The 21,310-nt window shown below is 70.8% G+C and carries 21 protein-coding genes and 1 pseudogene; 13 read left to right on the forward strand and 9 right to left on the reverse strand.

The window, feature by feature from the left end; all coding sequences use genetic code 11:
* Positions 1 to 70: 70 nt before the first annotated feature.
* Positions 71 to 751 (reverse strand): uracil-DNA glycosylase family protein, encoded by a 681-nt coding sequence (locus J7656_RS12660; protein ID WP_211553471.1) that lies wholly within the window; start codon positions 749 to 751, stop codon positions 71 to 73.
* 334 nt (positions 752 to 1,085) lie between these two features.
* Here J7656_RS12660 and J7656_RS12665 point away from each other — a divergent pair, with 334 nt between their 5' ends.
* Together J7656_RS12665 and psmB are read left to right on the forward strand one after the other, a co-directional pair.
* Entirely contained in the window at positions 1,086 to 1,262 is a 177-nt protein-coding gene (locus tag J7656_RS12665) for a hypothetical protein (RefSeq protein WP_017342546.1), read from the forward strand.
* Positions 1,263 to 1,483: 221 nt separating this feature from the next.
* Positions 1,484 to 2,215 (forward strand): archaeal proteasome endopeptidase complex subunit beta, encoded by a 732-nt coding sequence (gene psmB / locus J7656_RS12670; protein WP_211553473.1) that lies wholly within the window; start codon positions 1,484 to 1,486, stop codon positions 2,213 to 2,215.
* A gap of 100 nt (positions 2,216 to 2,315) precedes the next feature.
* On the opposite strand, the gene J7656_RS12675 is transcribed toward psmB, so the two are convergent.
* The 3 genes from J7656_RS12675 to J7656_RS12685 all read right to left on the reverse strand — a co-directional run bounded on the left by J7656_RS12675 (position 2,316) and on the right by J7656_RS12685 (position 5,311).
* Entirely contained in the window at positions 2,316 to 3,056 is a 741-nt protein-coding gene (locus J7656_RS12675) for a protein sorting system archaetidylserine synthase (protein ID WP_211553474.1), read from the reverse strand.
* Between the two features lie 102 nt (positions 3,057 to 3,158).
* Complete coding sequence (locus J7656_RS12680; protein WP_211553475.1) at positions 3,159 to 4,211, reverse strand: Brp/Blh family beta-carotene 15,15'-dioxygenase; 1,053 nt, start codon at positions 4,209 to 4,211, stop codon at positions 3,159 to 3,161.
* Positions 4,212 to 4,930: 719 nt separating this feature from the next.
* A complete protein-coding gene (locus tag J7656_RS12685; protein ID WP_017342543.1) occupies positions 4,931 to 5,311 on the reverse strand; it encodes a SlyX family protein in 381 nt (126 codons plus the stop codon).
* A 178-nt stretch (positions 5,312 to 5,489) separates the two neighbouring features.
* Here J7656_RS12685 and J7656_RS12690 point away from each other — a divergent pair, with 178 nt between their 5' ends.
* Positions 5,490 to 6,269 carry a bacteriorhodopsin gene (locus J7656_RS12690; RefSeq protein ID WP_211553476.1) on the forward strand — a complete coding sequence of 260 codons (780 nt, stop codon included), beginning with the start codon at positions 5,490 to 5,492 and terminating at the stop codon, positions 6,267 to 6,269.
* Positions 6,270 to 6,332: 63 nt separating this feature from the next.
* On the forward strand, positions 6,333 to 6,551 hold the full coding sequence (locus tag J7656_RS12695) for a hypothetical protein (RefSeq protein WP_017342541.1): 219 nt from the start codon (positions 6,333 to 6,335) through the stop codon (positions 6,549 to 6,551).
* Positions 6,552 to 6,570: 19 nt separating this feature from the next.
* Here J7656_RS12695 and J7656_RS12700 read toward each other — a convergent pair whose 3' ends face one another.
* Entirely contained in the window at positions 6,571 to 8,637 is a 2,067-nt protein-coding gene (locus tag J7656_RS12700) for an AAA family ATPase (RefSeq protein WP_017342540.1), read from the reverse strand.
* Positions 8,638 to 8,842: 205 nt separating this feature from the next.
* Between J7656_RS12700 and J7656_RS12705 the strand changes: the two genes are divergently transcribed.
* From J7656_RS12705 to J7656_RS12720, 4 genes and pseudogenes are all read left to right on the forward strand, one after another.
* Positions 8,843 to 10,846, forward strand: a complete 2,004-nt coding sequence (locus tag J7656_RS12705; RefSeq protein ID WP_017342539.1) for a bacterio-opsin activator domain-containing protein — start codon at positions 8,843 to 8,845, stop codon at positions 10,844 to 10,846.
* Positions 10,847 to 10,877: 31 nt separating this feature from the next.
* On the forward strand, positions 10,878 to 11,336 hold the full coding sequence (locus J7656_RS12710) for an SRPBCC family protein (RefSeq protein WP_017342538.1): 459 nt from the start codon (positions 10,878 to 10,880) through the stop codon (positions 11,334 to 11,336).
* 118 nt (positions 11,337 to 11,454) lie between these two features.
* Positions 11,455 to 12,589: pseudogene (locus J7656_RS12715) on the forward strand (SPFH domain-containing protein).
* Between the two features lie 89 nt (positions 12,590 to 12,678).
* A complete protein-coding gene (locus J7656_RS12720; RefSeq protein ID WP_017342537.1) occupies positions 12,679 to 13,287 on the forward strand; it encodes a winged helix-turn-helix transcriptional regulator in 609 nt (202 codons plus the stop codon).
* Positions 13,288 to 13,313: 26 nt separating this feature from the next.
* Here the strand turns inward: J7656_RS12720 and J7656_RS12725 are convergent, their stop codons facing one another.
* The 3 genes from J7656_RS12725 to J7656_RS12735 form a co-directional block, all read right to left on the reverse strand.
* The gene (locus tag J7656_RS12725) at positions 13,314 to 13,586 is read right to left on the reverse strand and encodes a DUF7123 family protein (protein WP_017342536.1); all 273 of its coding nucleotides are present in this window, start codon (positions 13,584 to 13,586) and stop codon (positions 13,314 to 13,316) included.
* 166 nt (positions 13,587 to 13,752) lie between these two features.
* Positions 13,753 to 14,340, reverse strand: coding sequence for a DUF84 family protein (locus J7656_RS12730; protein WP_017342535.1), 588 nt, complete (start codon positions 14,338 to 14,340; stop codon positions 13,753 to 13,755).
* A complete protein-coding gene (locus J7656_RS12735) occupies positions 14,337 to 15,137 on the reverse strand; it encodes a cobalamin-binding protein (RefSeq protein ID WP_017342534.1) in 801 nt (266 codons plus the stop codon). Before J7656_RS12735 ends, J7656_RS12730 begins: the two co-directional genes overlap by 4 nt.
* Positions 15,138 to 15,334: 197 nt before the next feature.
* Between J7656_RS12735 and J7656_RS12740 the strand changes: the two genes are divergently transcribed.
* The 5 genes from J7656_RS12740 to J7656_RS12760 all read left to right on the forward strand — a co-directional run bounded on the left by J7656_RS12740 (position 15,335) and on the right by J7656_RS12760 (position 19,902).
* Complete coding sequence (locus tag J7656_RS12740; protein WP_004596489.1) at positions 15,335 to 16,309, forward strand: transcription initiation factor IIB; 975 nt, start codon at positions 15,335 to 15,337, stop codon at positions 16,307 to 16,309.
* 86 nt (positions 16,310 to 16,395) lie between these two features.
* Complete coding sequence (locus J7656_RS12745; protein WP_017342533.1) at positions 16,396 to 17,103, forward strand: type I 3-dehydroquinate dehydratase; 708 nt, start codon at positions 16,396 to 16,398, stop codon at positions 17,101 to 17,103.
* Between the two features lie 501 nt (positions 17,104 to 17,604).
* Positions 17,605 to 18,594 (forward strand): rhomboid family intramembrane serine protease, encoded by a 990-nt coding sequence (locus J7656_RS12750; RefSeq protein ID WP_211553477.1) that lies wholly within the window; start codon positions 17,605 to 17,607, stop codon positions 18,592 to 18,594.
* Positions 18,594 to 19,457 carry an endonuclease V gene (locus J7656_RS12755; RefSeq protein WP_017342531.1) on the forward strand — a complete coding sequence of 288 codons (864 nt, stop codon included), beginning with the start codon at positions 18,594 to 18,596 and terminating at the stop codon, positions 19,455 to 19,457. The genes J7656_RS12750 and J7656_RS12755 overlap by 1 nt, the downstream gene beginning before the upstream one ends.
* A gap of 172 nt (positions 19,458 to 19,629) precedes the next feature.
* The gene (locus J7656_RS12760) at positions 19,630 to 19,902 is read left to right on the forward strand and encodes a DUF7385 family protein (RefSeq protein ID WP_017342530.1); all 273 of its coding nucleotides are present in this window, start codon (positions 19,630 to 19,632) and stop codon (positions 19,900 to 19,902) included.
* 20 nt (positions 19,903 to 19,922) lie between these two features.
* Here J7656_RS12760 and J7656_RS12765 read toward each other — a convergent pair whose 3' ends face one another.
* Positions 19,923 to 21,236 carry an MBL fold metallo-hydrolase gene (locus J7656_RS12765; protein ID WP_211553478.1) on the reverse strand — a complete coding sequence of 438 codons (1,314 nt, stop codon included), beginning with the start codon at positions 21,234 to 21,236 and terminating at the stop codon, positions 19,923 to 19,925.
* Positions 21,237 to 21,310: the final 74 nt, after the last annotated feature.

Genomic DNA, 21,310 nt, shown 5'->3' on the forward strand with positions numbered 1-21,310 from the left:
TTGCTGGGGGAAGTTAACGATTATCCGGGCGAAAACCGACCGGTTCGCGGACTCGGCGGCGGTCGCTGCGTCAGCGGACCAGGTACGGGTCGCTGCCGGCGATGAACCGCCCGAGGTCGCTCTCGCGTCGGAAGTCGGTCGAGCGAAGCTCCCCGAGCGAGTCGACGAGCCGGTCGGCGTCGCCGTCCGACCAGTCGGCGGGATCTTTGATCGGGACGACGAGCCAGCCGGCGCCGAGCAGCTCCTCGCCATGGAGCGCGTCCATGTCGATCTCGGTCTTCCAGGCCCGCGCGGTGTAGGTCTCCAAGACGTGTTCGGTCGCCCGCGCGCCCACCGGGAGCAGCACGTGGGCCGCGATGGCGCGGAGCTCGGCGTCGAAGAAGCGCTCCATGTCGTCGTAGTCGTCGTCGTCCGGGGTCCCCTCGCTCTCGCACATGTGGAGGTACGAGAGGAACGTCCGGTCGGTCGAGACGGGGTCGACCGCGGTCGGGTCGCCCTCGCGCGCGACGCCGTCGGGGGCGACGCCCTCGGCGAGCCCCGCGATCAATCCGGCCGCTTCGAGCGCCGACAGGAACGCGGGCGACCACGCCTCTCCGGTGAAGGGGACGCCCGCCGCGCTCCCGCCGTGGACGCCGGGGTAGTCGCCGACGACGTGGAAGTCGGCGTTGGCGTCGCCGTAGCCGGGGACGAACGAGGGGCAGTCGGGGCGCATCCCGAAGGGATTCCGGGTTCGGTCCGTGACGTTCTTCACGCGACCGGTTAGGCGTTCGCTCGGTTATATCGCGTTCGGTCCGGCGCGGCTCTCGCTCGGTCCGACGCGGTGCGACCCACACGCGGTCGGAGCCGGCGGGACAGAGCCGACGCGAAGCGCCGATGCGAGGCGCACGAACCGCCGTGAATTCTCATAAGTTATGGAGATAAACGGGGTCAAACCGGGCTGGGATACGCGTCGATCGGCGCGGGACGGGAGAAGTTTCAGGATCGTTAATTTATGACCGGAAACCGCAAGACTGCGTCGGGTCACTCTCGGGGACAGGCACGGAAGATATTTATATATCCCCGCGTTCGGCTCGGGCAGAAGTCCAATGTTCGACCGCATCCGAACCGCGGCCCTCTTCGGGCTGCACCAAGCGACCGTCGCCGCCGGGATCTCGCTGTTCCCGGTGGCCGTCTTCGCGCGCCAGCGCCTCGGTATCAACGTCCCCGTCGGCCGACTCGTCGAGACCACCACCGAGGCGTTCGAGACCGCCGCCGAGGAGTGATCACGCGCCCGCAGTAGCTCGTTTTGCCCAGCCGACCGAACGCCGAACCGACCCAGAGCGACAGCGCCGTCGATCGTGCGGGCGTCCCGTCACCCCGTCTCGAGCGCGCCCGTCCGGTCGCCGTCGACCGGTCGCAACCCGGCGACGGATAGGCCCGTCGGAACCGGTCGGCGGCCCCCGAAGGGTTGCCTTTATCAGCGCGCCGAGCCAACGAGCGTGTAATGCGAACACCGACTGGCGACCTCTCCGATGGGCCGGCCGCCGACTTAGGCCGCGACCAGCCCGTCTTCGGACCGGAGCTCGGCGAGTTCGAACACAGCGAGCGCCGCGCCGCCAAGGCGGAGGAGGACGGCGAGATGAAGACCGGGACCACGACCGTCGGCATCAAGGCCGACGACGGCGTCGTGATGGCGACCGACATGCGCGCCTCCCTCGGCGGCATGGTCTCCTCGAAGGACGTCCAGAAGGTCGAGGAGATCCACCCGCGCGGCGCCCTCACCATCGCCGGCTCCGTCTCGGCCGCCCAGAACCTCATCTCGACGCTCCGCGCCGAGACGAGCCTCTACGAGGCCCGCCGCGGCAAGGACATGTCGATGGAGGCGCTGTCGACGCTAACCGGCAACCTCCTCCGCTCCGGCGCGTTCTTCGTCGTCCAGCCGATCCTGGGCGGCGTCGACGACGAGGGCGCGCACATCTACTCCATCGACGCCCTCGGCGGCACGACCGAGGAGGAGTACACCGTCACGGGCTCCGGGTCGCAGTACGCGCTCGGTGTCTTAGAGCAGGAGTACGACGACGAGGTCACCATCGACGAGGCGAAGACCATCGCCGCGAAGGCGATCCAGTCCGCCGTCGAGCGCGACCTCGCGTCCGGCAACGGGATCAACGTCGCGGTCGTCACCGACGACGGCGTCGACATCACCCGGTACAAGGAGTTCGACGACCTGCTGTAGGGCGGCGCGCCGACGAGGCGAGTCAGGCAACCCTTTTCGCTGCGATTTTCGACGGCGTTTCACTCCCTACCGGCGGCCACGTCGACCGGCTGTCCCGAACTCACCGCCGCAAGCCCGGCGGCGCGCGGATGCCGTCGCCCCAGTAGAAGCGCGGGCCGAGCAGGAGGTAGCCGGTAGAGAGGAACAGCAGCGCGAACGCGAACCCCTCGCCGATCCACGCCGGGAGCGCGTCGGTCGCCATATGACCGGCGGGGGTGAGGATCACGGCGGCCTGCACGACGCCCATCACGAGCGCGTCCTGCGCGTGGAGGTCGGGGTACGTGACCGTCGAGCCCATGAGCAGCGCGAACGCGGTGGTCGCTCCGACGAGGAGGAGGGGCGCGGTGTAGCCCGCGATGACGGCGGCCGCGAGCACCGTCGCCGCCAGCGTGGTCGGGACGCCCACCGTCTCCCGAGCGCCGTCCTCGTCGACCGTGTAGAGGCCGAGTCGGGCGACGGCGGCGGCGACGAACAGCGCGCCCGCGCCGACGCCGGCCGCGACGAGGACCGGCTCCGCCGCGAACGAGCGCCCGTCGCGGACCACGGCGGCCACGAGGAAGGCGGGCGCCACGCCGAAGGAGGCGACGTCGGCCAGCGAGTCGAGGTACGGCCCGGCCGGCGTCGACCCGCGGTGGCGGGCGACGACGCCGTCGAGCCCGTCGGCGACCGCCGCGAGGAGCACGAGGCGGGCCGCGAGCGCGACGTCGACCGTGGCGGCGACGACGGCGAGGAAGCCGACGGCGGCGTTGGCCACGGTCACCGCGTCCGCGAGCCCGAGCCGCCGAGCGAACCGCAGAGGCATACCGTATCGGTCGACGAGCCGGGTTTTAGGGCTTGTTATCTCGTCGACGCGGGCGGGCGGTTCGCGTCGCGAGCGCGGTGTCGCCGACGCGACCGGCCGCGGTCAGGGCACGTACCAGATGCCGCGCCCGAAGTCGAGCCACTCCCCGACCACGACGTGCGGCATCGCGATGACGCAGACGAAGATGGTGTAGAAGGCGACGGCGCCGGAGAGCAGCGACCCCCCGGCCAGCGGGTTCGGCGCGACGGTCCACAGGGCGGCCGCGACGGTCGCCGTGACTAAGGCGCCGACGACGAGGACGCCCCACGCGACGACGAGCGAGACCCCCTCCGTTCGGTCGGGCTGCTCCTGCTCGACGACCATGCTCCGCGCCGACTGCCGCAGCGAGTACCACAGCGGGAAGTACAGCCCGATGGCGACGACCACGGGCACCAAGGCGAAGTACGCGACGAGCAGCAGCGTCTCCGCGGCGTCGAGAAGCCACGACCGGCTCACGCCGCCGGTCGAGCGGAGGCTCGTCGCGAGGCCACCACCGAGGTGCGCGAGCACGCCGAGCCCGAACGCCGCGCCGAGCGCCGTCGTGACCCCCTCGGGGTTCGACGCGGCCGGCCCGGCCAACTGCCCGTCGAAGACGCCCAGCATGATGCCGGTGAAGCTGTAGTAGGTCTCCGTCCAGAAGACGGCGGGAACGATCATCACGGCCCCGCCGCGGACCAGCGCGGCGAGGCCGCGCTGGGGCTTGGTCGGGAGATGGTCCGTACCGACTAAGGCGTCCATCACGCGCAGGTCACCGTGTCCGCCCTTGACGACGGCCGTCCCGAACGCGAGCGCGAGCGCGGGCAGCGGCGCGACGACGAACAGCGCCACGAACGACGCGACGAAGCCGAGGTACAGCGCCACGTACCGCGCGCCGAACGGGAGCCCCCGCCGGCGGAGGTTCGAGAAGTGTTCGTACCCCCCGTGCGGGAGGTTCAGCGCGACCATCCCGACGAGGTACGCGATCATCTGGGTCCGAAGCGACAGGTCGGTGCCGGCCGCGGAGAGCGCCCCGAACCCGACCGCGAGCAGGAGCAACGCCGCGCGGGACGCACCGATGGCCGTCCGTTCCGGTTCTCCGAGGAGTCGCCGCACCGGACTCGCCGTCGACGTCGACATGGGTGTCAGTAGGGGCGTTACGGGGTTAGGGCCTCGTCGCCATTATTCGGTCTTTTATATTCTCGGCTCTGTCGGAACCCCCACTTTTCAGATGAATTTCGTCGGAAACGGTCGGTCGCTGAAGAGTGCTTCTCGATCGGTTGCGGGAGTGAGTATCGCAGATCGATGGCGACGAAACGGTATTTAAATAGCCGTGAGCGACAGCGATGAGCGCTTATAAATGGCAGGCGGTGGCGCGCCTGCGAGCGGCCGGAGCGAAGCGGAGGCCGCGAGCCAGCCCGCGAGGGACGCCGCGAACGCCCGAAGGGCGTGAGCGGCGAGGTTGGGGAGGCGTGAGGTGCGGTTGCCGTGCTGGGCGGGGCGGGACTCAAAGGGGCAGCCGCGAGGCCGACGTAGGCGACGCAAGCACTGGAAGGAGCGAACGAAGTGAGCGACTGAAGCGCGCAGCGAGCGTACGTCGGCCTCGCGGCTGGGGCTTTGGGGACGTTCACCGCCGCAGCGTCGGTCACTTATAAATAGCCGACAGCAACACCGCGGTCCAGCTTATAAACAACCACGCAATCACACTGAGCGACGTACTACACGTACTCCCGAAATCGCTCGTCGCTACCCCTGTACTGACCAGCGCCAGCTCAGAACGCGTCACCTGTGAGGGTTCGACGGAGCCGTGTTTCTGTTCGGCGACGCGCTGGGTGGAGAGCGAGGGGGTCGGAACGGGCTCAGTACGTGTGGATCACTTCGCCGCAGCGCGTGCACTCGATCGTGTCTGACCGGAACAGCCGCTCCTTCTTCTCGGTCGGCCCGTTACACTCGGGACAGACGCCGAGGTTGCGGCCGTCGGCCACGCGCGCGGACAGGTCGAGGAACTGGTTCTCCAGCTTGTCGATCTGTTCGGACTGCTCCTCGACGACCGACCGGAGCTCCTCGATGGTCTCGTCGCGCTCCTCGACCGCGGTCGACAGCTCCTCGATGCGCTGTTCGTACTCGTCGATCGCCTCGACGTCGATGGTGACGTCGTCGGCCGCCTCCGTTTCGGCCTCTCGCTCCGCGGTGGTTTCTGTCGTCGACTCCGCCTCGGCTTCGGTGTCGTCGTCGGCCATACAGCAATACTGGGGCCCCAGGTTGATTACTTTCGGGCCGACAACGTATCCCTCGACGGGCGACGCGACGCGGGCAGCGGCCCCCGAGGAACCCCGTCGGTCGACCGCCCGCGGACGCCGATACCTGACTGGGTTGGCATCGATCTGAATAGAATATATACTGTATCATGAGGTGGGTATGGACCCGATAGCGCTACAGGCGGGATACGACCTGCTCGGGGACGGTCGTCCCGAGACGCTTTGGTTAGGTATAGGCACACTAATGATGCTCATCGGGACCTTCTACTTCATCGTCAAAGGATGGGGGGTCACCGACAAGGAGGCCCGTGAGTACTACGCGATCACGATCCTCGTGCCGGGGATCGCATCGGCGGCGTACCTGTCGATGTTCTTCGGCATCGGGCTGACCGAGGTCGAGCTCGTCGGCGGTGAAGTGCTCGACATCTACTACGCCCGGTACGCGGACTGGCTGTTCACCACGCCGCTGCTGCTGCTCGACCTCGCGCTCCTCGCGAAGGTCGACCGCGTGACCATCGGGACGCTCGTCGGCGTCGACGCGCTGATGATCGTCACCGGCCTCATCGGTGCGCTCTCGAAGACGCCGCTCGCTCGGTACACCTGGTGGCTGTTCAGCACGATCGCGTTCCTGTTCGTGCTGTACTACCTCCTGACGAGCCTGCGTAGCGCGGCGAAGCAGCGCTCGGCCGAGGTACAGAGCACGTTCAACACGCTGACAGCGCTCGTCGCCGTCCTCTGGACGGCATACCCGATCCTGTGGATCGTCGGGACCGAGGGTGCGGGCGTCGTCGGTCTCGGTATCGAGACCCTCGCGTTCATGATTCTCGACGTGACGGCGAAGGTCGGATTCGGATTCGTCCTGCTCCGCAGCCGCGCCATCCTCGGCGACACCGAGGCGCCGGAGCCCTCCGCGGGCGCCGACGCCCAGGCCGCGGACTAAGCGGTTAGCGAACCCGGACGCGGTAGAACAGCGCGGCGAAACCGACCTTCACCTTCATTTTCAATGACCAACACTACGACCGAACAGCCGCCAGAGCTGCGTACGCGGTCCGTCGCCGGCATCGCCGTCTGTATAACCGTCGCCCTCGTCGGGATCTTCCTGATCCCGTCGCTCTCAGAGCCGGTGGACGGGGTCAACGTGCGGTTCTGGACGATGGTGGCGCTGGAGCTGCTCGCCATGGGCGGCGTCGTCTACTTCGTCTTAAACCTCCACGAGGAGTAGCCCCGACCGCGATCGCCGCTCACTCCTCCGCCGACTCGACCTCGGCGCGCCCGTCGTCGGTCGACGGCGACGTCTCGGCGAGCGCGCGCTCGAAGTGGTCGCGCCCGACCGTCGTCTCGGCGGGCGACCCGTCGTCGACGATCGCGTCCTCGATCGCGAGCAGCCCGGCCTCCCGGACCAGCGCCGCAAGGTCGCCGCCGCTGTACCCGGCGGTTCGGTCGGCGACCGAGTTGAGGTCGACGCTGGACGCGACCGGCATCTCCCGGGCGTGGATCGCCAGGATCTCGCGGCGCGCCTCGCGGTCGGGAAGCGGCGTCTCGACCGCCTTCTCGATCCGGCCCGGCCGGAGCAGCGCCTCGTCGATGGCGTCCGGGCGGTTCGTCGCCGCGATGACGGCGACGTCGGTGAGCGGCTCTAACCCGTCGAGTTCTGTCAGCAGCTGCGACACCACGCGCTCGCCGGCGCCCGTGTCGTCGCCGCTGCGCCGCGGCGAGATGGCGTCGACCTCGTCGAAGAAGATCACCGCCGGCGCGTTCTCGCGCGCCGTGGCGAACAGGTCGCGGACGGCCTTCTCCGACTCGCCGACGTACTTGTCGAGCAGCTCAGGCCCGTTCACCGGGATGAAGTTCGCGTCGCTGAGCGTCGCCGCGGCGCGCGCGAGCAGCGTCTTCCCGGTCCCCGGCGGCCCGTACAGCAGCACGCCGGAGGGCGGGTCGATCCCCATCTCCGCGAAGCGGTCGGCGTACTCTAAGGGCCAGTACACCGCGCGCACCAGCTCCCGCTTGGCGTCGTCGAGCCCGCCGACCTCGTCCCAGCCGACCGCGGGGAACTCGACGGTGACCTCGCGGAGGCCGGTGGGCTCGACCTCGTCGAGCGCGGCCTCGAAGTCGGCCATCCGGATCGCGGTCCGGCCGTCGCGGCGGACCGCCCGCTCCAACGCCGCGTCCGCGAGGACCGCGAGGTCGGCGAACACGTAGCCGTTGAGCCGCGCGGCGACCGACTCGAAGTCGACGTCCATCGCGAGGGACGCGCCCTCACAGAGGGCTTCGAGCGCGGCCGCGCGTTCCGCGGTCGTCAGGGGCTCGACCTCGATTTCGCGGTCGAACCGGCCGCCGCGGCGCAGCGCCGACGGTACCTCGCTCGGGTCGGTCGTCGCACCGATCACGACCGTCCGGTCCCCGGCGCGGAGCTCGTCGACGGTCGACCGGAAGCGGTCCGCCAGCGCGGAGCCGCCGTCGTCGGCTCCGAGCGCCTCGAGGTCGTCGAGGAGGACCACGGTCGGCTCGCCCCCCGAGACGGCCTCGACGACGCGGTCGAGCCGGTCCGATCGGTCGCTCGCCCGCTCGCCTCGGAGCCGCGCCGCGGAGGCCCGGACGAGCGCCGCGTCGGTCGCGGCCGCGACGGCCTCGACGAGCGTCGTCTTCCCCGACCCGCGCGGGCCGTGGAGGAGCAGCCCCAACGTCGCGGACCCCGCGGACTCGAACGTCTCGGCCGCGTCGAACCGGGTCGCGACCGCGTCGCGGAGGCGCTCGAACGTCGCCGTCGGGACGAAGCCGTCGCCGGCGCCGGTCCCGCCGGGGCGCTCGGCCTCGACCGCCCGCGTCCCGTCGTCGGCCGCGACGGTGATCTCGGTCTCGTCGCCGACGACCGCCGGCGAGGAGGGGGCCACGTCCCGCACGTCGAACCGGAGCGTGAGCGCGCCGCCGAGGCGCGTGACCTCGACCTCGTCGCCGACGGCGACCGCGCGCCGATCGAGCCGGCGGCGGATCGCGTCCTCGCTCCGCTCCAAGTCGACCGACTGGCGGAGCCGCAGCGTGACCGACGAGGCGACCGGGAGGTCCGACGCCGCCACGGTGGCGGCCTCGCCCGGTTCGACCCCGGCCGTCCGGCGGAGCCGCTCGGGGAGGAAGACGGCTCGCGCCTCGCCGTCGACCGCGACGACCGGGGCGGCGACGCGACGCGCGCCTTCGACGGTCACCGAATCGCCGAGGCCGATCCCGAGGTCGGCGAGGACGGCCTCGGGGAGCCCCACGCGGTCGCCGGGAACCGACGTGGGGGGCTCCCGGACGGGGACGCGCACGCTCATGTTTCGTGGGCCCGCTCGCGGGACGGCTCCTCGGCGGTGATAGTCGACACCATGCGTCTATCTCACGCCAAGCGACCTCAAAGTACCCGGGCCTAACTGGACAGTCGCGCCCCGACGGCCCCCGCGGTCGGCCGGTCGGGCGCCGACGTTTCGGAGTCTCGGAACGTAGGCAACCGTTAACCCGTCTGGGTGCGAACGGACGCCCATGGCGAACGCTCGAGCGCTCCTCGTCCACCCGGAGGAGGGGAGCGATCGGATCGAGACGGCGCTCGGGGCCGCGGGGTTCGACGTGACCCGCACGGACACCGCGGCGTCCGCGGTCGCGAAGGCGACGACCGGGGAGTACGACTGCGTCGTCAGCGAGTACGCGCTGGCCGGCGACGACGGGGTCGACCTCGCGACCGCGATCGAGGAGTCCGACGCCGGCGTGCCCGTCGTGATGTTCACGGAGACGGACGAGGAGGGCGTGCCGGAGGCCGCCTTCGAGAACGGCGTCGACAGGTTCCTCCAGAAGAACGGGTCGGCGTCGATCGATAAGCTCGTCTCCGACGTCTCGACGGTCTGTTCGGGAGTCCCGGCCTCTGAGCCGCGACGGGACGTCTCCGACCACGAGCCGTCCGCGTCGGAGGTGACGCGCGCCGTCGAGGACGCGCCGATCGGGATCAGCATCAGCGACCCGGACCTCCCGGACTACCCCCTCGTGTACGTCAACGACGCCTGGGAGGAACACACCGGCTACCCGGTCGAGGAGGCGCTCGGCCGCAACCCGCGGTTCCTCCAGGGACCGGGGACGGACCCGGAGACCGTCGAGAAGATCGGGGACGCGATCGCGAACGAGGAGGAGGCGACCGTCGAGATACGGAACTACCGGCGCGACGGTACTCCCTTCTGGAACGAGCTGACGGTCGCGCCGATATACGACGAGGACGGCGACCTGGCCCACTACGTCGGCTTCCAGAACGACATCAGCGACCGAAAGGAGGCGGAGCGGCTCGCCGAGGAGCGCGCCGAGAAGCTCGCGACCGAGCGGCGCTCGCTCGACAGGGTCCTCGGTCGGGTGAACGGGCTCTTCAGCGACATCAGTCGCATCCTCGTCGAGAATCGGGACCCGAACGCCATCCCCGAGCGCGTCTGCGAGGTCGTCGCCGGCGAGCCGGGGTATGCCGGCGGTTGGATCGGCGAGGTGTCGTCGGCGACCGGTCGCCTCGAGATCCGCGCCGCGAGCGGCGTGTCGGTCGACGTCGGCGCGTCGTTCGACATCGACGAGACGCCGACCGAGGTCCGGGAGGCGATCGAGACCGAGGAGCTCCGCAGCGGCTCGATAGAGGGTGCGGCCGACGGACCGCTCGAACCGGCGGCCGTCGGCGGGCGGCGGCTCCTCGTCGTCCCGCTCACGTACGGGGAGCGACGGTACGGCCTGTTGGCGATCTACGGCAGCGGGGCTGACGTCCTCGACCGCCGGGAGCGACGGGTGTGCGAGTCCGTCGGGAAGATGATCGCGAACGGACTCCACTCCATCGAGACGGCGGAGATGCTCACGACCGACCGCGTCGTGGAGCTCGTGGTCGAGATCCGAGACTCGACGGGACCGCTCGCGCGGATCGCCGACGCGGTCGGCGGGGAGGTGGAACACCTCGGGACGACGCGGCTCGACGACGACGCCTGCGAGCTGTACTTCCGCGCCGACGGCGAGGATCCGGACCTCGACGAGCTCGCCGCCCTCCCGCTGGTCGAGTCGATGCGGACGGTCTCGGAGACGAACGACGGCGTCAGCTTCGGCGTCACCGTCACCGAGTCACCGCCGCTCACGCAGCTGGCCGACCACGGCAGCGTCGTCGCCGAGGCGACCGCCACGCCGGAGGGAGCGACCCTGACGATCGAGGCGCCGCCCGAGCACGACGTCCGGTCGATCCTCGACGTGTTCCGCGGCGAGTACGAGGGCGTCGAGCTCCGGTCGCGCGTCGAGCGCGAGAGCCGCGACCGCACCGTCGCGGAGTTCGCGGCCGCGGTCGACGAGCGGCTCACCGAGCGCCAGCGCGCCGCCCTGAAGACCGCCGAGCTGAACGGCTACTTCGAGTGGCCGCGACCGGTCGACGGCTCGGAGATCGCCGAGCAGATGGGGATCACCCGGCAGACGTTCCACCAGCACCTCCGCGCGGCCGAGCGGAAGCTGGTCGAGGCGTACGTCGACCCCCGATCGAGCGAATGAGCGGGGAGTCGACCGCCGAGCGCGGTGGACCATGAGCGACGAGCGATCGGACCCCTTCGCCGCGAGCGACTCGGTCGTCGTCGCGGCCGATCCGGAGGCCGTGTTCGCGTTCCTCGACGACCCCGCGAACCACGCGGCGATCACGCCCGGGATTACGGACGTTCGAGACGTCGAGCCCCTGGCGAACGGCGGGAAGCGACTTTCGTACACCTACCGGATGGCCGGGATCGGTATCGACGGCGAGATCGTCCAGACCGTCCACGAGCCGCCCGAGCGCCACGCCTTCGAGCTCCGCGGCCGGCTCACCGGCACCATCGACCTCCGGCTCGCCCCCGTCGACGGCGGGACAGAGCTGACGTACGCCGCGACGTACGACCTGCCGGAGAACGCGCTCACGACGGTTGGCGCGCCCGTGATCCGTCGGTTCAACGAGCGGCAGCTCCGGGCGGCGCTGGAGAACGTCGCGGAGCGGTTCGACGCGGACGGGTGAGGATGTTCGACAGATCGGTCAGCAGGGGTCGCCAGCGCGGCGAACCGACCGGGAGACGGCGGGGCGATTCGGGGGCGGCGGGCGAACTATTAAGCGTTTGATGGTCTAAACGAGGGGCATGGATCCGATCACCCTCCAAGCCGGGCTCGGTCTCGGGCTCGTGAGCGTCGGCCTGCTCGCACTCCTGCTCGTGGTCGTCACGCTCTGGCAGTCGTTCGAGATCGTCGACGCCTACGAGAAGAAGACGCTCACCGTCTTCGGCGAGTACCGCAAGCTGCTCGAACCGGGTATCAACCTCATCCCGCCGTTCGTCTCCCGCACGTACCCGTTCGACATGCGGACCCAGACGCTGGACGTCCCCGGCAAGAGGCGATCACGCGGGACAACTCCCCGGTGACCGCCGACGCGGTCGTCTACATCAAGGTGATGGACGCCAAGAAGGCGTTCCTCGAGGTCGACGACTACAAGAAGGCCGTCTCCAACCTCGCGCAGACGACCCTCCGCGCCGTCCTCGGTGACATGGAGCTCGACGACACGCTGAACAAGCGCCAGGAGATCAACGCGAAGATCCGCAAAGAGCTCGACGAGCCCACCGACGAGTGGGGGATCCGCGTCGAGAGCGTGGAGGTCCGCGAGGTCAACCCCTCGAAGGACGTCCAGCAGGCGATGGAGCAGCAGACCTCCGCCGAGCGCCGCCGCCGCGCGATGATCCTCGAAGCGCAGGGGGAACGCCGCTCCGCCGTCGAGCAGGCGGAGGGTGACAAGCAGTCAAACATCATCCGCGCGCAGGGGAAAAGCAGTCGCAGATCCTCGAGGCGCAGGGGGACGCGATTTCGACGGTCCTCCGCGCGCGCTCCGCGGAGTCGATGGGCGAGCGCGCCATCATCGAGCGCGGCATGGAGACCCTCGAAGAGATCGGCAAAGGCGAGTCCACGACGTTCGTCCTCCCGCAGGAGCTCACGAGTCTGGTCGGCCGCTACGGCAAGGCGCTCTCCGGCTCCGACGTCCAGGAGATGGAGGGGCTCGACGGGAAGGAGTTCGACGACGACACCCGGAAGATGCTCGGGCTCGACGACATCGACGAGATCCTCGGCCAGATCGAGGAGTCCGCGGAGATGAACGTCGAGGAGCTCGAGAAGGAGGCCGAGGCGGTGAAGGCGGGCGACGCCGGCGCGAGCATCAGGTCCGCCGACGAGGTCATCCAGGAGATGGACGACGAGGAGGCGCCCGCGGAAGTCGAGAAGGAGGAGTAGCTCGGCGCGAAGCGCGGCCGTAGCCGCATTCTCCGACGCGATTCGGCCGCGAGCGAAGTGCTTTTGTCGAGGCGCCGACTAATACGGCCGTGACAGAGGGGTTCGACGGCCGAAAGCGGGAGACGCTCCGGCGGTTCGCAGCGGTCGGAGCCGCCGCGCCGTTCGTCGGGACCGCGAGCGCCGACGACGGGACCGACGAGAACGAGACGCGGGAGGCGATCCGCGGCTACGTGCCGACGACCCCCGGCGCGCACTTCTCGAAGCTCCGCGACGACCTCCGCCTCGGGACCGGCGAGGCGCAGTACCACCTCCGGAAGCTGGAGGAGGCGGGCGCGATCGAGTCGGTGAAGGACGCCGACTATCGGCGCTTCTTCCCCGCCGGCCGGTTCGACGCGACCGACAAGCGGGCGCTCGGCTACCTCCGTCGGGAGACGCCGCGCGGGATGGTCCTCGCGCTGCTGCGTGACCCCGACGCGACCGGCGCCGACCTCGCGAACGCGCTCGGCGTCTCCCGGCCGACGATAAGCGCCGCGGCCGCCGACCTCGAAGCCGCCGGCCTCCTCGACCGGACCGACGGCTACGCGCTGACCGAGCCGGAGCGGCTGCTCACGCTCGTCGTCCGCTACGCCGACTCCTTCGACGCCGAGGCCGTCGCGTTCGCCGACGACGCGGCGTCGCTGGTCGCGTACGATCCCTGACTCGACTCAGAGCGCGACGGCGACCGTCAGGCCGTGACCATCCACGTCGTCCCCGACGAGTAGCCCCACTTCTCGACGTCGACATCGGTGGCCGCGTCGGCGACGGCGCTCATGTTCGCGCCGACCTCCTTCGCCGAGAGGCCGAGGTCGTCGGCGATCAGCCGCGACTTGAAGTAGGTGCGGTCGGCCGCGTTCTCGCGGAGGTAGCGGAGGATTCGCGCCTGTTTCGCGGAGAGGCCGGCCGAGTCGGCCGCGACCGCGTCCTGTTCTGCGACCGTGTCCGATTGGACCGTGCTCATACCCACACTAGGTCGGTGACCAGCATAAGGGAGTTGGTAAGTCCGGTTAACACGCCGCAGTCGTGCGGTTTTGTGCGGCAGGAGGGGCGAGAGAGACGGCCAGTCGCCGCGTTTGGGTACGGCCTTCGAACCGGATCGGCGGCCCGGCGGCGAGGGCGCGCCGAGGTCAGTACAGCCCGGAGACGAACGGGCCGAGCGCGCCGCTCACCCCGGCGGCGAGCGCCTCGGCGCGGTCGACGCGGCCGTTCGTGAGCGCGCCGGCCGCGCCGCCGCGCGTCGCGACGCCGTCGGTGTCGAGGAGGTCGTCCATCACCGGTCCCAGTTCCTCCCCGTCGTCGATCCGGGCGGCGACGTCGGCCGGGAGCGCGAGGCTCGGGCCGGCGGCGCGGCCGACGCGGTCGCCGTCCGTTACGGCCGCCCACATGATCAGGTAGCGGTCGTCGCTCCCGTCGAACCCCGCGACGCCGCCCTCGACGCCGACGCCGAGGTCGTACGTCGCCCCGTCGTCCGGCGCGCCGGCGCCGCCTCTCGGGCCCGCGTCGAGGACGGCCGCGGCCCGGTTCTCCGCGCCCGCGATCGTCTCCGCGTGGCCCGTCGGCTGCTCGCTCACGCCGGAGTCGACGGGGACCGACTCGATCGCGACGCCGGTCGGGTCGCTCGGGAGGTCGTCGTCCGCCGCCGCTCCGAGGGCCAGTTCGACCGCGCGCCGCTTCACCGGGTTGCCGCTGCCGACGCCGACTCGCAGGGTCGTCATGTCCGGTCGTCGGCGTCGGCGACTGAAAACGCGTCGGGATGGAGCAGGCGCGCCAGCCGCTCGACCCCGTCGAGGAGCGCGGGGCTCGGCTGATTGAGGAGGGAGTCGTCGATCACGGTCACGGGGGCGTCGACGGCCCAGTCGCGCTCGGCGACCGTCGCGGGGTCGACCCGGTCGCCGTGTCCGCAGACGTGGACGACGACGCGGTCGGGATCGGCGCGCTCGACCGCGGCGGGGTCGACCTCGCGGGAGCGCTCGCCGGGGTCGACGAACGGGTAGCGCCCGCCCGCCGCGCGGACGGCGTCGGGGACCCAGTTGCCGGCCGCCATCGGCGGGTCGGACCACTCCTCGCAGTAGACGGTCGGGCGCGGGCGGTCGGCGACGGCGTCGGCGATCCGGTCGAGCCGGTCGCGCGCGTCGGCCGCGAGCCGCTCGCCCGCGTCCGGGCGGCCGACGTCGGCGCCGCGGGCCGCGAACCCCTCGACGGCCTCGTCCAGCGTCGACGGCTCTCGGTGCGCGACGTCGAGGCCGCGCTCCCGGCAGTCGTCCGCGAGGTCCGCCTGGAGCCCGTCGCTCGTGAGGACGACGTCGGGATCGAGATCGGCGACGCGGTCGAGGTCGGGGTTCAGCCAGCCGCCGACGGCGGTCGGGGGCTCCTCGCCGTTCGCGGGCCCGGCGTCGGGGTCGTCGGCGAGGTCGCAGTGGGCGGTGACGCCGACGAGGCGGTCGGCTGCGCCGAGCGCGGCGACCGTCGCGGTCGCGCTCGGCGCGAGCGAGACGGCGCGGGGCGCGGACATGGGAACCGGTCCGGCCGCGACCGTGTCAACGGTTTCGGTCGCGTCGCCGCCGATCTGGAGATCGGCGAAAACACGTGATAGATCGTGTCCTTTCGTCGGGATTCGAGCGACACGTTCCGGTCGTTTTAAGTTGTGTTCCGCCGACGGTAAGGTAAGATCGCTCCCGGGCAGTTTCAGTTTCCGGGGGCAACCGAGCTATGAGTGAACGACTACACACACGGGGGAGTCGCTCCCGAACGGAGACGAACGAGGAGGAATCGGAGAGCACCGACGAGACGCTCAGCTGCCCGGAGTGCGGCGGGCACGTCATCAACGACGAGGAGCACGGCGAGACGGTCTGTAGCGACTGCGGGCTCGTCGTCGAGGCGGACTCGGTCGACCGCGGGCCGGAGTGGCGCGCGTTCGACTCCCGCGAGAAGGACGAGAAGAGCCGGGTCGGCGCCCCGACCACGAACACGATGCACGACAAGGGGCTCTCGACGAACATCGACTGGCGCGACAAGGACGCGTACGGCCGGTCGCTCGGCGCGCGCCAGCGCCAGAAGATGCAGCGGCTCCGCAAGTGGAACGAGCGGTTCCGCACCCGCGACTCGAAGGAGCGCAACCTGAAGCAGGCGCTCGGCGAGATCGACCGCATGGCCTCGGCGCAGGGCCTCCCGGACAACGTCCGCGAGACGGCCTCCGTCATCTACCGCCGCGCGCTCGACGAGGACCTGCTCCCCGGCCGCTCGATCGAGGGCGTCTCCACCTCCTGCGTGTACGCCGCCGCCCGGATGGCCGGCGTCCCGCGCAGCCTCGACGAGATTGCCGACGTCTCGCGCGTCGAGAAGGCCGAGATCGCCCGGACGTACCGCTACGTCGTCCGCGAGCTGAAGCTCGAAGTGAAGCCGGCCGACCCCGAGCAGTACGTTCCCCGGTTCGCCTCCGACCTCGAACTGAGCGAGGAGTCGGAGATGCGCGCGAAGAGCCTCCTCCGCAACGCCAAGGAGAAGGGCGTCCACTCGGGCAAGTCGCCGGTGGGCCTCGCCGCGGCCGCCGTCTACGCCGCCGCGCTGCTCACCAACGAGAAGACGACGCAGGCCGCGGTCTCGGAGGTCGCCGACATCTCCGAGGTCACCATCCGGAACCGGTACCACGAGCTGTTAGAGGCCGAGGACGGCCTCGTCGCCTGAGCCGGCGAACTTCTCCCGAACCCGTCTCGACCTCGCGGACCGTCTTGACCCGATCAGCTAAGTCCCCGCCCACGGAAGCCTCGCGTATGTTCGAGGAGTTCGTCCTGACCGCGAGCACGGCCGACCTCACGGGGGAGCCGCGCGCCCGCGAGGACGCCGACGCCGTGGAGTTCCGGATGGATCTCGCGAGCGACCCGCTCGACCAGCTGGCGGGCTACGACGGCGAGCTCCCGCTGCTCGTCACGAACCGGGCGTCGTGGGAGGGGGGCGAGGCCGAGGGGCTCGGCCGCTACGACGCGCTCTCGGACGCGATCGGTACCGACGCGGTCGCCGCCGTCGACGTCGAACTCGCCGCGCTGCGCGGGACGCGCCCGGACCCGGCCGAGGCGTCGCACGCGACCGCGCTCCGCGACGCGGCACGAGAGGCGGGGGTCGACGTGGTCGCGTCCGTCCACGACTTCGAGTCGACGCCCGAGCCCGCCGCGCTCGTCGACCTGCTCGCCGACGCCGCGAGCGAGGGCGACGTGGGGAAGCTGGCGACGACCGCGACCGCGCCGGCGGACGCGCTCGCGATGATCGAGGCGACCCACGAGGCGACCGCCGCCGGCCACCGCGTCGCGACGATGTGTATGGGCGAGCCGGGCCGCCACACCCGCGCCGTCACCCCGGTCTACGGCTCGAAGATCGGCTACGCGCCGGTCGACCCCGCGAACGCGACCGCGCCCGGTCAGTATCCGCTCGCGACGCTCAGAGAGCTGGTCGACGGGCTGAGAGAGGGTGGAGCTGACGAGTGATTATTTATAAGTGATTGGCCGCGACTGCTGCGACTATTTATAAGTGAATACGGTGCGGTGGCGCGTGCCTGCGAGCGGCCGGTAGGCCGCGAGCAGCACGCGCGAGGGAGTCGGGCGCGACGAGGGCGACCGAAGGGAGCCCGAAGACGCGCCCGACGAGGCTGGGGAGGCGTGAGGCGCGGTTGCGGTGCTGTGCGGGGTGGGACTCAAAGGGGCAGCCGTGAGGCGGGCGCAGGCGACGCAAGCACCGCAGGGAGCGAACGAAGTGAGCGACCGAGGAGCGCAGCGAGCGTGCGCCCGCCTCGCGGCTGGGGCTTTGGCGGTGTCCGTCGTCGATCCGCAGTCGATTATTTATAAGCGAGCGGCTGGGGCTTTGTAGGAATCCGCCACCGTGATGCCATCAACTACCACTTATAAATTATTAATAGGGCCGCCATCCGTCGCAGAAGAAACCACGTATAGAGCCAAACCGCTTTACGACCGCCCCCGTAACACACGCCAATGGCGACGTGCGACGTGTGTGGGGAGTACGAGAACCTCCCGTACCAGTGTAAGCGGTGCGGCCAGACGTTCTGCGCCGAACACCGACTGCCCGAGAACCACGACTGTCCGGGCCTCGCCGAGTGGGACGACCCCGGGGGCGTCTTCGACAGCGGCTTCGACGAGAGCGTTGAGGGCGGCGCGGGCGACGCCCGAACGGGCGGCGACGCGTCCGCGGGCGTCGTCGACCGCGTCAAACAGCGGGTCGACCGCGAGACCAGCACGGGCGGCCTGATCAGTTACTTCCGAGGGAACGCGACGTACGCGATCCTCCTCGCAATCTGGGTCACGTTCCTCGCGCAGCTGGTCGTGTTCTGGGGCGTGAGCCCGGCGCTCCACGACCAGCTGTTCGTGCTCCGGGCGGACGAACTCGGTCGAGTCTGGACGTGGGTGACGTCCGTGCTCTCTCACTCGCCGGCCAGCCTCTACCACATCATCGGTAACAGCGTCGTGCTGTTCTTCTTCGGCCCGCTCGTCGAGCGCGCCGTGGGGTCGAAGCGCTTCGCCGCGTTCTTCTTCCTGTCGGGGATGATCGCGGGGCTCGGCCACATCCTGTTCGCGCTCGGCATGGGCGCCACGTCGACCGGCGTGTTGGGCGCCAGCGGCGCCGGCTTCGCGATCCTCGGCGTCCTCACCGTCTGGCGGCCGAACATGCAGGTCCTCCTCTTCTTCGTCATCCCGATGAAGATCAAGTACCTCACGTGGGGGATCGCGCTCGTCTCGGCGGTCCTCGTCGTCCAGAGCGTCCAGGCCGGCGGGGCGGGCAGCGCGGGCAACATCGCGCACCTCGCGCACCTGATCGGGTTCGCGATCGGCCTCGCGTTCGGCAAGCGCAACGAGGGGGTCGCGCGCTCCGCGGGCGGCATGGGCGGCGTCTCGATGGGCGGCGCGCGCGGCCCGCGCGGACCGGGCGGCCCCGGCGGCCCCGGCGGTCCGGGCGGGCGGCGCTAATGGACCTCGCGCGGCCCGACCTCCGCCCGGATCCGTCGCTGTCGCGCGACGAGATGGAATCCCTCCAGCGCGACATCGCGGCGGCCGCGACGTTAGACGACGACCACGGGCTCGACCCGTCCACGGTCGCGGTCGAGGAGGCGGCCTCGCTCGCTGACGGCCTCCCGCCGGCGCGCGACGGGGCCCAAGCGCGACTCGACGCGGGAGCCGGTTCGGCGGACGGACACGACCCGGACGCGCCGGTCGTCGTCGGACTCGACCAGGCGTTCCTCGTCGACCGGGAGGGCGCGCCCGACGCCGCCGTTTCGGCCGCGGTCGCGTTCCGCGACGGCGACGTGATCGAGTTCGCGAGCGCGACGACCCCGCTCTCGATCCCCTACGTTCCCGGACTCCTCGCCTTCCGCGAGGGCGGGCCGATACTGGCCGCGCTCGACGCGCTCGACGTCGCCCCCGATCTGCTGGTCTGTGACGGCTCCGGGCGGATCCACTTCCGGGAGGCCGGACTCGCGACGCACGTCGGCGTCCTCTGTGACGCGCCGAGCGTCGGCGTCGCGAAGAGCCTCCTCTGTGGCGAACCCGACGAGCCGACCGACGGGCGTCCCGCCGGCTGGCGAACGCCGATCCGCGCCGACGACGCGGTGACGACCGCCGAGCCGGGCACCGTGATCGGCCACGCGTTCCAGTCGCGGCAGTACCCGAACAGCGGGCGGGTGAACCCGCTGTACGTGAGCCCCGGGCACCGCGTCTCTGCCGCGACCGCGGTCGACCTCGTCGACGCGCTGTGTGCGGGCTACAAGCTCCCGGAGCCCACGCGGTTCGCGGACGCCCACGCCGACGCGGTGAAGCGGAACGCGGACCGGTGACGGAATGCGGTCCGGTGACGGAACGCGACCCGGTGAGGAACGAAGACCGGCGACTGAGGGCTGGCGATGACGCCGAGCGGTCGCGCGGGGTGGTAGCGGCGTGCCGGCACGGACGTGCCATCAGTTGCCACAGTCATGCGGTTTTTAGACGATCGACGGTGAAGGCGATCACATGGGAGACGACGACACGGAGAGTCCGATGTCCGCCGAGGAGTTCCGGTCGCTAACGGACGGCTTAGTGCGCCAGAGCTCCGGCGGCGGTACGACGGTGTACAAGAACGCGGCCGGCGTCGGCTGTCCGAACCCCGACTGCGACCGCGGCGTTTTCCAGACGCTGTTCGTCAGCGACCACGGCTGGCAGCAGATCGGAGCGACCCGCGACGGGATCGACCTCTGTTTAGTCAACACGGACTCGAAGCGGCTCGTCTTCATCCACGACGACTGAGCGCGGTCGCCGCCGCGGGCTCAGTCGTCGTCGGCCGTCGAGCCGGACCCGGAGTCGGCCGCACAGCGGTTCGGCCCGAGTTCGAGTTCGATCGCCGCGGTCTCGTCGGGCGGCGCCTCGACGCCCCGGTTGGCCGCGATCACCGACTCGTAGTTCGGCGGCTTCTCCGGGAGGGTCCGCGTGATTCGCTCGACGAACGCCTCCCGGTCGAGTCCGAGGATCCCGATCCCGCGGCGCGCGTCGCCGACGGTCGTGAACACGGGCTCGCCCGGAACCACGTCCCCGGTCGTCCCGTCGTTCGCGACCGCGAAGTGGCCGGGACAGACGGCGACGCCGTCGGGTTCGGCGAGTAGCGTGCCGTGGAGCGAGTCGTAGAGCCGGCGAGCGGCGGCCGCCGCCCCGGGTTCGTCGTCGGCGTCGGCGTTCACGTCCGCGTCGGCGGTGTCGTCGGCGTCGCCCGCCGAGAACTGGAGTTCCGTCCGGCCGACGCTGTCGATGAACAGCGTGTCGCCGGTGAGCACCGCGGCGTCGCCGACCAAGTAGCTCGCGCCGTCGTCGGTGTGGCCCGGCGTCGCGAGCGCCTTCAGGTCGACCCCGCCGACGTCGAGCGTCTCGTTGCGTTCGATCGGCTCGAACTCGGCGGCCACGTCGCGGTCGGCCGCCGCGGCGGCCAGGTAGTACGGGACGCCGAGTTCGTCCGCCAGCGCCCGGCCGCCCGAGAGGTGGTCGGCGTGAACGTGCGTGTCGAGGACGGCCGCGATCGACGCGCCGCGCTCGCCGGCCGCCTCGATCCACTCGTCGCCGTGTCTGGAGACGTCGATAGCGACGGCGACGCGGTCGGCGCCGTCGGAGTCCGAAGCGGCCGGAACGTGGTCCGCGGGTCCCCGCTCGCGCCCGCCGACGGCGAGGTACCCCAGACACCCCTTCGCGCGGCGCTGGACCTGGACGACGTCGAGCGGCGGGGCGGCGTCGGGTCGGTCGCCGAGCGGGACGGCGGTGCGGTCGTAGACGGCGGACCAGCCGCGCATGCCGTCGGCGACGACGACCACGTCGTCGTACCCCGCAGTGTCGAGTTCGGCGGCGAAGTCGTTCGAGGCCTTCCCCTTGGCGCACAGCGTGACCACGCTGTCGTCGGGCGAGAGGCCCGTCTCGCGCTCGAAGTCGTCGACGTCGAACTCGTGGAACGGCTTGTAGAAGTAGTGGACGGCGTCGGCCACGCGCCACCCCGCGAAGCTCTCTTCGGGGCGCGTGTCGACCACGGCGAACGTGCGCTCGCCGCGCCGACGCGCGTCGATCCTGTCGCGGAACTCGTCGGCGGATATCGTTTCGACCATACTCGTGTCTCGGTCCGCGCGATCAAAAGGGCTCGGTGGGCGGGAAGTACGAGGGAATCGGCAGCGGCGAGATC

The organism is Halorubrum ruber, from assembly GCF_018228765.1.
In the GTDB taxonomy this organism is placed as follows: Archaea; Halobacteriota; Halobacteria; order Halobacteriales; family Haloferacaceae; genus Halorubrum; species Halorubrum ruber.

Excerpts from the sequence above, each read along its gene's own strand:
- J7656_RS12725 (WP_017342536.1), bottom strand. The coding sequence starts at position 13,586 with ATGAGCACGGTCCAATCGGACACGGTCGCAGAACAGGACGCGGTCGCG.
- J7656_RS12680 (WP_211553475.1), bottom strand. The coding sequence starts at position 4,211 with ATGTCGACGTCGACGGCGAGTCCGGTGCGGCGACTCCTCGGAGAACCG.
- J7656_RS12700 (WP_017342540.1), bottom strand. The coding sequence starts at position 8,637 with ATGAGCGTGCGCGTCCCCGTCCGGGAGCCCCCCACGTCGGTTCCCGGC.
- J7656_RS12765 (WP_211553478.1), bottom strand. The coding sequence starts at position 21,236 with ATGGTCGAAACGATATCCGCCGACGAGTTCCGCGACAGGATCGACGCG.
- J7656_RS12690 (WP_211553476.1), top strand. The coding sequence starts at position 5,490 with ATGGACCCGATAGCGCTACAGGCGGGATACGACCTGCTCGGGGACGGT.
- J7656_RS12760 (WP_017342530.1), top strand. The coding sequence starts at position 19,630 with ATGGGAGACGACGACACGGAGAGTCCGATGTCCGCCGAGGAGTTCCGG.
- J7656_RS12675 (WP_211553474.1), bottom strand. The coding sequence starts at position 3,056 with ATGCCTCTGCGGTTCGCTCGGCGGCTCGGGCTCGCGGACGCGGTGACC.
- J7656_RS12740 (WP_004596489.1), top strand. The coding sequence starts at position 15,335 with ATGAGTGAACGACTACACACACGGGGGAGTCGCTCCCGAACGGAGACG.
- J7656_RS12745 (WP_017342533.1), top strand. The coding sequence starts at position 16,396 with ATGTTCGAGGAGTTCGTCCTGACCGCGAGCACGGCCGACCTCACGGGG.
- psmB (WP_211553473.1), top strand. The coding sequence starts at position 1,484 with ATGCGAACACCGACTGGCGACCTCTCCGATGGGCCGGCCGCCGACTTA.
- J7656_RS12705 (WP_017342539.1), top strand. The coding sequence starts at position 8,843 with ATGGCGAACGCTCGAGCGCTCCTCGTCCACCCGGAGGAGGGGAGCGAT.
- J7656_RS12695 (WP_017342541.1), top strand. The coding sequence starts at position 6,333 with ATGACCAACACTACGACCGAACAGCCGCCAGAGCTGCGTACGCGGTCC.
- J7656_RS12750 (WP_211553477.1), top strand. The coding sequence starts at position 17,605 with ATGGCGACGTGCGACGTGTGTGGGGAGTACGAGAACCTCCCGTACCAG.
- J7656_RS12665 (WP_017342546.1), top strand. The coding sequence starts at position 1,086 with ATGTTCGACCGCATCCGAACCGCGGCCCTCTTCGGGCTGCACCAAGCG.
- J7656_RS12755 (WP_017342531.1), top strand. The coding sequence starts at position 18,594 with ATGGACCTCGCGCGGCCCGACCTCCGCCCGGATCCGTCGCTGTCGCGC.
- J7656_RS12685 (WP_017342543.1), bottom strand. The coding sequence starts at position 5,311 with ATGGCCGACGACGACACCGAAGCCGAGGCGGAGTCGACGACAGAAACC.
- J7656_RS12730 (WP_017342535.1), bottom strand. The coding sequence starts at position 14,340 with ATGACGACCCTGCGAGTCGGCGTCGGCAGCGGCAACCCGGTGAAGCGG.
- J7656_RS12735 (WP_017342534.1), bottom strand. The coding sequence starts at position 15,137 with ATGTCCGCGCCCCGCGCCGTCTCGCTCGCGCCGAGCGCGACCGCGACG.
- J7656_RS12710 (WP_017342538.1), top strand. The coding sequence starts at position 10,878 with ATGAGCGACGAGCGATCGGACCCCTTCGCCGCGAGCGACTCGGTCGTC.